Origin of the sequence: Moraxella sp. CTOTU48268 (assembly GCF_032069585.1) — a bacterium.
In the GTDB taxonomy this organism is placed as follows: Bacteria; Pseudomonadota; Gammaproteobacteria; order Pseudomonadales; family Moraxellaceae; genus Faucicola; species Faucicola cinerea.
Window position 1 is genome coordinate 1 of record NZ_DAMALV010000055.1, and the last position, 10924, is coordinate 10924.

Consider the following 10924-nt stretch of genomic DNA (forward strand, 5'->3'; position numbering starts at 1 on the left):
CGTCTTTAAAGTCAAAGCTTAACTGCTGATTGGTAAAGCGTGACGCTTGCGCTTGAGTAATCGGTTGAAAGTTGGCACACATACAGGGTTCTCTTGGTTAAATTAATGCACAGTTAATAAATCAGACAGTTTGGTGGTATAGCTTGGGCTTAAAAACGCTCGATTCATCTGCCAGTCTTGCTGCTTGGCTATGCCGGTACTGGCAATATACAATCGGCCACCATTGCCTTTAGATGAACCTTTGGCTTGAGCTTTGCTCTGGTGCGCCATCTGCTGATTAATGGCATCCATCACTGCCATTAGCTTTTGTGATTGCTGCTGTTTTAAGAGGTCAGGCTTCTCAAACAAATCATCAACGATGGTAGCCTGATCTTGAATCGCACACAGCATGACACCGGCTTTGACATACTTTAAATTAGGTTTATAAATCCGCTCTAGTACTTGTCTAGTGCCAGCAATCATCACCCGGGTATCACAGGTGGCATTGATAAACTGATATTGACCACGAATACTTTGGTAAGGCTCATTGGGGTTAAAGGCACTGGTCTTGGCAAACACCACCAGTATCTTACACACGCTTTGCTGCTTACGCAGTTTGACCGCTGCTTTAGACACATGACCCATCACCGCTTGGCTTAAGTCATCAAACTCGGTGATCTTTTTAGAAAAGGAGCGCGATGACACAATTTCTTGTTTAGCCATTGCCGCTTCTAAACCTAAACACATAATGCCATTGAGTTCTAAATTGGTACGCTCCATTACCACGTTAAAATGCTGACGCACCAAACTATGCGGTATAGCGGCAAACTGTGCCACTGTGGTAATGCCTAGACTGTGTAGTTTTTTAGTATGCTGACGACCAATCCCCCATACCTCTTCAACCGGTGTAATGGTCATTAACCGCTCAATCCAGCTGGCTTTATCCAACACACAAATCCCTTGCGTCGCTGGATGCTTTTTAGCGGCGTAATTGGCCAGTTTCGCCAAGGTCTTGGTCTTCCCTACCCCAACCCCTACAGGAATGCCGGTATGACGCTCAACGGTAGTTTTAATGAGCTTGGCGTAAGCGATTAAATCGTTAAGCGCCGCTGGATAGCGACCTAGGTATAAAAACGCTTCATCAATCGAATACACTTCCACGTCAGGACACAGCTGTTCAAGTGTATTCATCACCCGCGCTGACATATCAGCATACAAAGCGTAATTGGAGCTAAACACCGCCACTTGATGTTGTTGTAGAAAGTCTTTAATCTGAAAGTAAGGGATGCCCATCTTAATCCCCAATGCTTTAGCCTCCGCGGATCTAGCCACCACACAGCCATCGTTATTAGATAACACAACTACCGGTCGACGTTTTAAATCAGGACGAAACAGCTTTTCGCAAGATGCATAAAAGCTATTGCAATCAATTAAGGCGTACATAAGGGTTCATAACAATGGCAAAAAGAATTAAGACTAGTTTAGGCAAAAAGACAAGTCATCAAAATGACAAATGACGACTAAACGACAATGACCGTCGTGTGAATTGTAAACAGCGATAAGAAATTAGATGAAATGAAAACTTACTTGTAGATAGGACGTTTAGTGCCGCGACCAATGGGGCGAATGACATTAGTGACCACACCAAATACTTCAAAGTCAACTTCACCGACTAAGGTAATGTCTTCAAAGGATTCGTTATGGGCAATTAAACTTGGATAAGGATAAAGATTGAGCTCTTTAACGGTGAATTCGTTAAATAAGCGAGCGACGATAATGTCGCCATGTTGGGGCTCAAGACTCCGATCCACCACCAGCAAATCATTGGGATAGATACCGGCATCAATCATCGACAATCCATCGACTCTGACTAAGAAAGTGGCATTAGGATGATCGATACACAAGTCATTTAAATCCACACATTCTTCAACATAGCCTTCAGCAGGTGAGGGAAATCCTGCTGGAATGGGTTCTAAAAACAAAGGAATGGGTTGGTAGCTTTGGGCTTCGAGTCGGTGAAAGATGGTGACGGTCATAATAGGTTCGTCATATTGATAATTGGTATGACTATGCTAATTTCATTAATCCTAAATTTCAAATTGATTTTTTAAATCCTACTTGCACTAAGTAATTTTCATAAAACTTAACTCGCTCAGGATCTGAAAGCTCATTGGCAATTTGTTCGGCAAACACGTCATAGTTTCGACCTGCCTCCCCTTTAGCAAGGTAAGATAATTCATGAAGCTTGGATAACTTTTTTGCAAAATGGTAACGCTGACTATCGGTCATTGGCACGAACATATCGAGGGTATTGGTATCACGTTTTACATCCTTTAATGGTGCTTCTTTATTTTTTAAAGTTACCGTAAAAATAAATCCTATGATACTCCGTCCCTCTTTAATTTGTTGGTAGGACACTTTTAAGTCAGTCACTTTATTAATTTCATTAACTGCCATATCTAAGACACGTTTTTTAAAATCAAACATCCTCGCATATTCGTTTTCTTGCAATCCTAACTGCGCTCTAAATGTTTCTAATTCAAATAAAGGGGTCTTTTTTGCCGCTTTCCATTGAACGAGTAATTCATATAGCCGAGTTGAATAAGCGCTATCCAAACCAGATGTTTGTTGTAAAGAATACTGAGTAAAAAAATCAACTGCACCATCAATTCTGCTAATTCCCTTGACTACAGCTGGCGTAAAAGATAATTCAATTTCACCTTGGTTATCTAAATACCGCACTTGAGACAACCAACGACTTTTTACCAGTAGACCATCTTCATCAATAAAGCTAAATCGGCGATTAAACAATGTCTCTTCAGTTTCTTTAATCCTCATATAGGCATTTTGTCGCGTAGTTTCAAATACCTCTACATAGCGTGACGCACTAATTGTTAAAGGCGTAGATGGATCTAGACCTTTTCCACTTTCACGAGCATCTACAATCGCTAATTGGATAATTCGTATTTCAGCTAGGCTTAAATTTTGAAGTGCAGAATTAAGTCTATTAGACTTAACGACTATATCTTTTTGAGTTGAAGATTTAGACATTTGAGTTTATTTTAAAAACTTATTTAAGACGATTATATTTTTTATGTCGTTTAAACGCAACAGATATATTATGCGTTTTATATGAATCATTAGGAATTAAATTGGTAATAAAATGTCGTCTTATAATAAATTTATCTGAATCAATCCTGAGGTAACAATTTGTCGTCCTATTATTTTAAAAATTTTAAGGTAACTAAATGTCGTCTAATAATATATATTTAGATATCTTTATTTAAGGTAACTAAACGTCGTCTTATGAGTAATTAAACGTCGTCTTATGAGTAATTAAATGTCGTCTTATAGGTAACTAAACGTCGTCTTATGGGTAACTAAACGTCGTCTTATGGGTAACTAAACGTCGTCTAATATCTTATATAAGCCTTGGTATGGGCGACTTGCGGCTTGTTTAAAAACTATTAAAAGTATTTAAAAACATTAAAAACATTAAAAACCTACTTTTATCATTAAAATAGTGAGGTAATGAAACGTCGTCTTATTTTTTTATCAAAAACAGTAAATAAAATATAAAGCTTTTTTAGCTAACTAATTGATCAGCAATTACCTCTGCTTGATGTAATACGAGTTCTGTAGCTAAAAGCTCCATATCAGGTGGATAACCATATTTCCTGAGCAAACGTTTTACGACAGTACGAATTTTAGCCCTTGCAGATTCTTTGATAGTCCAATCGACACTAACATTGTTACGAATGGTTGACGTTAATACAATTGCTAGTTCTCGGAGTTTATCTTGACCCATGAGTTCTCTAGCACTGTCATTTTCTGCCACAGCCGAGTAGAAGGCATATTCAAAGTCACTCAGTTTCAGCTCATTAGCCAAACTATCGGATTCCTTGATTTCTTTCGCTAACTTGATAAGCTCTTCAATTACTTCAGCTGCAGTTAAGACTTTGTTTTGGTAGCCTTTGATAGCGTTGTTGAGCATGTCCATGAGTTTTTTGCCTTGGGTAACGCTGTGTTGCTCTCGCACTTTTATTTCATCATTCAGTAGTTTTTTAAGAGTTTCTAGAGCAATGTTTTTGTGTTCATAATCTCGCATTTCTTCCATGAATTCATCAGATAAGATAGAGATGTCGGGTTTTTGAATACCAGCGGCATCAAAGATATCGACGACCTTTTCACTCACTAAGGCCTGGTCAATGGTCTGTTTAACTCTAGTTTCCAATTCGCTGTTGCCGATACCTGCAGAATTGGTCGTCGGTTCATTGAATTTGACCAAACGTGCTTTAACCGCTTGGAAATACGCTACAAGGGGTGCATTTTCCATTGCGGTAGGATGGGGTACGGCTAGGGCGAAAGATTGACTGAGCGAGCTTACAGCACGAATAAAACGGGTCTTTCCTTCCCCTTGCTCAATGCCTAAGATAAAATCTTCGGATTCGAGAATGATTTTGAGTTTTTCAGCGGTGTCTGAGGTAAAGTATTTGTGATAGTCGTAACCGTGCATAATGCCGTCTAACACTTCCAGTTTTTCTTTCATGATAATGACGGCTTCATCTTGCACCACGGCTGGGTCGCCCTTACCGCCAGCATCTGAGTAAAAGCTCAAGGCTTCTTTCAGATCGGCAGCAATACCCAGATAATCAACGATCAAGCCCCCTGCTTTATCCTTGTACACCCGATTGACACGGGCAATCGCTTGCATTAAGTTATGACCTTTCATCGGTTTATCGATGTAAAGCGTGTGCATACTGGGAGCGTCAAAGCCTGTTAGCCACATATCCCGCACGATAACCAGTTTGAGCTTATCCTCTGGGTCTTTCATACGGTTTGCTAAAATTTGGCGGTCTTTTTTCGTTGTATGATGCTTGGCAAGGGCTGCCCCATCGGCTGCCGATGAGGTCATAATCACTTTGATGACGCCATCGTATAAATCATCACTGCTCCACGCTGGGCGTAATGCAATTATCGCATTGTACAAATCCACTGCAATCCGCCGAGACATGGCAACAATCATGCCTTTACCTTGGTTGGCATTGGCAAATAGCCGTTGTTCAAAGTGTTGTACGATGTCGGCAGCGACCGCTTGGATACGGTCATAGCTACCGATTAAGGCTTCGGCTTTGACCCATTTGGCTCGTGCTTGTTGGGTGGCGGTGAGTTCGTCTTCGTTAAATTCTTCATCAAAGTCGGCTATCAATTTTTTGCCTTCGTCACTAATCGCCACTTTGGCAAGCCGTGATTCATAGAAAATCCGCACCGTTGCCCCGTCTTCAACGGCTTGGGAGATGTCGTAAATATCAACATAATCACCAAACACCGCTGGGGTGTTGACATCGTTTTTTTCAATCGGTGTGCCTGTAAAGCCTAGATAAGTGGCATTGGGCAAGGCATCACGCAAATATTTGGCAAAACCATAAACCGTGCGTTTGCCTGTCACGTTGCCAGCATCGTTTTTGACATCGACTTCTTTGGCGGCAAAGCCATATTGCGAGCGGTGCGCTTCGTCGGCGATGACGATGATGTTATGGCGTTCGGACAGCGTGTCATAGACATTGCTACCGTCTTCTGGCTGGAATTTTTGAATGGTGGTAAAAATGACACCGCCAGAATTGACTTTAAGTAGTTCTTTGAGCTGCTCTCGATCTCCGGCTTGTTTTGGAGATTGCCTAAGCAATTGAACCGATGCCGAGAATGTGGCAAAAAGCTGGTCGTCTAAGTCGTTACGGTCGGTCAATATAACCACGGTTGGGTTATTCATGGCAAGCACGATTTTGCCTGTGTAGAACACCATTGACAGGGATTTTCCCGAGCCTTGAGTATGCCAAACGACGCCTGCTTTTTTGTTGCTAACATTATTTTCTGGGGTGTCATCCTCATCACTATTTTCACTACTCGCTCGGATGGTTGATAATACTGCCTTATTAACCGCATAATACTGATGATATGCCGCCATTTTTTTAATATTACTGATGGTGATAATACCGTTTTTGTCTTCGGTTTTGCTGGCTTCAAAGACAATAAAATGCCGTACCATATCCAGTAGTGTGACTGGGTTAAGCAAACCTTGAATTAAGACATTAAGTTGTGGCTCGTGGCGGTGGGCTTCTGTGTCGCCTGTTTTGGTTTTCCATGTCATATAACGGCTAAAATCCGCCGAAAGTGTCCCTGCTTTGGCCTCTAATCCGTCTGACACCACGCAGAACGCATTGTAGGTAAATAGTTGGGGGATTTGGTCTTGGTAGGTTTGGATTTGGTTATACGCCCCTTGAATAGTAGCGTTGGCATCGGCGGCGTTTTTTAGTTCGATAACGACGAGCGGAATGCCATTGATATACAAAATAAGGTCGGGTCGGCGTTTATATTTGCCTTTGGGGCTATCATGGGTGATGGTGAGTTGGTTAATGACCAAAAATTCGTTGTTGCTCGGTTCGTTCCAGTCAATTAGCCAGACCTGCTCACCTTGGGCGTTGCCATCCTTGTGAATTTCTAGGGGGATGCCTTCGGTAAGCAAACGGTGAAAGGCTAAATTATTGCTGACATTATTGGGTGTGGTGAGTTGGTTATGTTGGCTGATACGCTGATAGGCTTCAAGGCATTGTTCTGGGGTGAGTTGTGGGTTGATGGTAGCGATAGCTTGCAGGACATTGTCTTGGAGCAAAACTTGGCTATAGGCTCGTAGGGGTTTGCTACCGCTTGGTTCGATATCGACGCCGTAAACGTGGCGATAGCCGATGGCTTGGAGTTGTTCGATAGCCATTTGTTCGATGTCAGATTCGTAGATTTTGCTCATGGGAACATCCGTATTCATATCTTTTGAAAAGTGTGGCAATTTGCCACAGTTTTATTTGTCTAATTCTAACTCATTCAACATTTTTTCTAATTGATAAACTGCAACGCCAATCGGTTGGGGGTTTTGATTGAGTGCATATTCAACCACGACTTCGTTACGACTTTTACAAAGTAACAAGCCTATCGTTGGTGTGTCATGTTCGGTTTTGAGTTGCCTATCGATTGCAGTCACGTAGAAATTGAGTTGCCCGATATGCTCAGGTTTAAAATCGCCTGTTTTCAATTCGATGACAACGTAACAGCGAAGTTGCAGATGATAGAAAAGCAAATCGATATAAAAGTCATCACCACCAACTTCAATATGCCGCTGTTTGCCAACAAATGCAAAACCTGTCCCTAACTCGAGTAAAAATGCCATAATATGCTGGGTTAAAGCGGTTTCTAATTCTCGTTCATGATAGGCTTCGCCTAGGCTAAGAAAGTCAAAAATATAAGGATCTTTGAAAGTTTGGGTCGCCAAATCTGACTGTATCTCTGGCAATATCTGCGAAAAATTATTGACGGCCTGTCCTGTGCGTTCTAGCAAACCGCTTTCTATTTGATGGACTAAGACATTGCGTGACCAACCATGTTCAATGGCTTTTTGGGCGTACCATAGTCTTGTTTCATTGTCAGAAAATTTATCCAATAATACAAGATTATGACCCCATGGTAATAGTGCAACAGCCTGCTGCACTATTTGCTTATCTTGCCATGCTTCGGCAAACTTGCGCATATATTTTAGGTTGCGAGTAGAAAAGCCTTTGATTTCTGGGAATTCGGTGGATAGGTCTTTGGATAGTCTGTCGATGACTTTGGCGCCCCAGCCTTGCTGGGTTTGACGTTGTAAGATGTCTTGCCCGATTTGCCAATATAACAGTACCAGTTCTCGATTGACCGCAAGTATGGCTCGTTGTTGCGATGAGCGAATCTGTATTTTGAGCTGATTAAGCCAGTCTTGGTAGCCCTGTTCGTTGGTGTGCTCGGTTAAAGACATTGATAATTTTCTCTTGTTTGGAAAGTGTGGCAATTTGCCACAATTTCGATTTTTCATGATCAGTTAAAAAGTGTGGCAATTTGCCACAGTTTTTTTAGTGTTGTACTCGGATTTCTCCGCTCATGAGTTTGGGTAAAAGCGTATCTCGTAAATTTTCTAATGTTTGAATCTGATTAACATTTGAAATAATTTTATCATTAACAGGTTTTGCAACTTTTTCAAAGTTTTCAACGGTTAAATTATCTGGAATTATTACTTCAATTTTTTCAAAATCACTTTTACTAATTGAACCAAAAACTGTACCTTCATCGTTAAATTTTTTAATCTCTGTCATTAAGAAATTTAGTTTATAGTAAGTGTAGGTGTACCAGTCAGGATTTATCTTACTCCTAAAAGTTGCAACCCCACGCCCAATACAACATTTCTCTTTTGCCATATTTTGAGCACCAACTGGAGCTCGAACGCTAATTAGTGTATCTAATGGTTCAGCAAATCTTTTGGGTTCTGTTGTATAAACTCTATTCGTTGGAAAACGAAAGTTAAAATCAGCATTTCCTTGAAACATCGGGACGCCTATTTTTTCTTCATTAAAAGAACTTCCACTAGGTGATTGACCCATAATAAAAGTAAATTCGTCTGGTAATTTTCCAATCTCCCAATCCGCTTTTGCTTCTTCGATAAACCACTGCCGAAACAGCGTTTCTGCCATTGCTTCAAGGGTTTTATTTTGGCGATGGAGTAGGTCGATTTTATCATCAAGCGACGATAATACAGACGCAATCGCTTGTTGTTCGGGAAGTGGCGGAATTTTGAATACCAAATTTTCTATATCTGACTTTGAAATATTAGCTTGATTTGCACTGCCTGATGATTTACTTGCTAACTTAAACGAGATTTCTGGTAACTTGAAAGAGTAATAGATAAAGTTTTTGTCAGCTAAATTTTCTTTGATAATTATCTTGGCAACTCGTTGATTTATTAATGCTACAATATCCATTTTTAATTTAGAAACTGAGCCAACAACTTGAGTTTGAGCCTCAGGATGATTTCCTGTTAGTGCTATAAGTAAATCATTTTTCTTGGCTGTAAATTTTCCAAACTTAGTGTCATTGGTATGATATTGCACTTCATTTAAATTTACATCACCGTTAGCAACATTCTTGATCTTTAGAACTGGTAAATCATTTTCAAAACAAAAAGATTTAAAATCTTTTGACTTAAAGGCATATCCATTGACAACTTCTACGATTTCACCCAATCGTTTTTCAGTCCATTCACTCATAACTGCACCTTCGCCAAATTCTCCAAAATCGCCTGATTTAACGCCTGCTCTTCCTTTAGCTGCGCCGCAAACTCCACCTGCAAACTGGCAAACCGTTCCTTAAAATCAAACCCATCTTCTTCCTCAGGCAAACCCACATACCGCCCCGGCGTCAATACAAAATCCAACTCCGCAACCTTGGCAATCGGCACCGACGCACAAAACCCCGCCACATCTTCATACTGTCCATTTTTATTTCGCCAGTTATGATAGGTTTCGCTAATCTTGGCAACATCGGCATCAGTCAGCACCTTATTTCGCCGATTAATCAACTCCCCCAAATTACGCGCATCGATAAACAAAATCTCACCGCTCCGGTCTTGATACTTGGCCGAGCTTGCTCTATCGCGGCGTAAAAACCACAACGCCGCAGGAATTTGCGTATTCAAAAACAACTTGGCAGGCAGATTGACGACACAATCGATGACATTGGCTTTTTCAATCAAAGCTTGTCGAATTTCACCTTCACCGCCGGTCTTGGATGTTAACGCTCCCTTGGCAAGCACCACACCTGCTTGACCCTTGGGCGATAAGTGATAAATAAAATGCTGTAACCACGCAAAGTTGGCATTGCCTGTCGGCGGTGTGCCATACTGCCAGCGCGCATCGCCTTTGAGCTGTTCACCGCTCCAGTCCGACACATTAAACGGCGGATTGGCGATAATAAAATCAGCTTTTAGGTCTTTGTGGGCATCATTTAAGAACGAGCCTTCGGTATTCCAGCGCACGTGTTCGCTATCAATACCTCGAATCGCCAAATTCATCTTTGCCAGTCGCCAAGTCGTTTGGTTGCTTTCTTGCCCGAAAATTGAAATATCTTCAATGCGTCCTTGGTGGGCTTCGACGAATTTTTCGGATTGAACAAACATACCACCAGAGCCACAGCAAGGGTCAAATACCCGTCCTTGATACGGCTCAAGCATATTAACGAGCAAAGTAACAATGGATTTTGGCGTGTAGAACTGTCCGCCTTGTTTGCCTTCGGCTAACGCAAACTCACCCAAAAAATACTCAAAAACGTGACCGAGCACATCGGCAGAGCGTTCTTTGGTGTCGTTCATGGCGATATTGCCGATTAAGTCAATCAGTTCGCCCAACCCTGTGGCATCCAGATTTTGCTTGGCATACACTTTGGGCAATACGCCTTTAAGTTGCGGATTCTCATTTTCGATGGCTTCCATGGCATTATCGACGGTTTTGCCAATCGTAGGTTGTTTGGCTTGACTGACAAGGTGCGACCAACGGGCAATCTCTGGCACGAAGAAGATATTGTCCGCTGTATACTCATCACGGTCTTCTGGGTCTGCGCCCTCATCGACCTCTTGTAATAGCTGTTGATAACGCACCTCAAAGCTGTCAGAAATGTATTTGAGAAAAATTAGCCCCAACACCACATGCTTGTATTCGGCAGCGTCGATGTTTTTTCGTAGTTTGTCGGCAGCTTTCCAAAGAATTTTTTCAATCGATTCGTTTTTATCGGTTTTGGCAGATTTAGCCATGTTTTATTCCTAACTCAAAAGTGTGGCAAATTGCCACAGATTAAAAACCATTTTTAAAAATGAAAAAGTGTGGCAATTTGCCACAGATTTTTTTAAGAAACTTTTCCGAGAAAGCGTCTCGGATTTTATTGGGTAAAAGTGTGGCAATTTGCCACAGTTTTTAAGCGGTGATATTTTTCGTCATTAGCGTTTCGATAAATCGCTCAATCTCAGTGCGTTGTTGTTGGTCTAAGTCTTTGGCATTGATTTCGACCACATACTTTTTGCCTTTATGATGAAATTTTCCAA

The 10924-nt window shown here is 41.3% G+C and carries 7 protein-coding genes; all 7 read right to left on the reverse strand.

Going from position 1 to position 10924, the window contains the following annotated elements; genetic code table 11:
- Nucleotides 1-102: 102 nt before the first annotated feature.
- Nucleotides 103-1422: a Y-family DNA polymerase gene (locus RT143_RS11715; RefSeq protein ID WP_313093210.1), complete on the reverse strand. Its 1320-nt coding sequence runs from the start codon at nt 1420-1422 to the stop codon at nt 103-105.
- 140 nt (nt 1423-1562) lie between these two features.
- The gene (gene umuD / locus RT143_RS11720) at nt 1563-2015 is read right to left on the reverse strand and encodes a translesion error-prone DNA polymerase V autoproteolytic subunit (protein ID WP_313093212.1); all 453 of its coding nucleotides are present in this window, start codon (nt 2013-2015) and stop codon (nt 1563-1565) included.
- 58 nt (nt 2016-2073) lie between these two features.
- Nucleotides 2074-3030 carry a replication initiation protein RepM gene (gene repM, locus RT143_RS11725; protein ID WP_313093213.1) on the reverse strand — a complete coding sequence of 319 codons (957 nt, stop codon included), beginning with the start codon at nt 3028-3030 and terminating at the stop codon, nt 2074-2076.
- 535 nt (nt 3031-3565) lie between these two features.
- Nucleotides 3566-6781 (reverse strand): type I restriction endonuclease subunit R, encoded by a 3216-nt coding sequence (locus RT143_RS11730; protein WP_313093214.1) that lies wholly within the window; start codon nt 6779-6781, stop codon nt 3566-3568.
- Nucleotides 6782-6832: 51 nt separating this feature from the next.
- Nucleotides 6833-7816 (reverse strand): PDDEXK nuclease domain-containing protein, encoded by a 984-nt coding sequence (locus RT143_RS11735; RefSeq protein ID WP_313093216.1) that lies wholly within the window; start codon nt 7814-7816, stop codon nt 6833-6835.
- 94 nt (nt 7817-7910) lie between these two features.
- Nucleotides 7911-9098, reverse strand: a complete 1188-nt coding sequence (locus RT143_RS11740) for a restriction endonuclease subunit S (protein ID WP_313093218.1) — start codon at nt 9096-9098, stop codon at nt 7911-7913.
- A complete protein-coding gene (locus RT143_RS11745; protein WP_313093220.1) occupies nt 9095-10636 on the reverse strand; it encodes a class I SAM-dependent DNA methyltransferase in 1542 nt (513 codons plus the stop codon). The genes RT143_RS11740 and RT143_RS11745 overlap by 4 nt, the downstream gene beginning before the upstream one ends.
- Nucleotides 10637-10924 lie beyond the last annotated feature (288 nt).

Coding starts and splice junctions, on each gene's coding strand:
- RT143_RS11745 (WP_313093220.1), bottom strand. CDS start 10,636: ATGGCTAAATCTGCCAAAACCGATAAAAACGAATCGATTGAAAAAATT.
- RT143_RS11735 (WP_313093216.1), bottom strand. CDS start 7,816: ATGTCTTTAACCGAGCACACCAACGAACAGGGCTACCAAGACTGGCTT.
- RT143_RS11715 (WP_313093210.1), bottom strand. CDS start 1,422: ATGTACGCCTTAATTGATTGCAATAGCTTTTATGCATCTTGCGAAAAG.
- RT143_RS11740 (WP_313093218.1), bottom strand. CDS start 9,098: ATGAGTGAATGGACTGAAAAACGATTGGGTGAAATCGTAGAAGTTGTC.
- repM (WP_313093213.1), bottom strand. CDS start 3,030: ATGTCTAAATCTTCAACTCAAAAAGATATAGTCGTTAAGTCTAATAGA.
- RT143_RS11730 (WP_313093214.1), bottom strand. CDS start 6,781: ATGAGCAAAATCTACGAATCTGACATCGAACAAATGGCTATCGAACAA.
- umuD (WP_313093212.1), bottom strand. CDS start 2,015: ATGACCGTCACCATCTTTCACCGACTCGAAGCCCAAAGCTACCAACCC.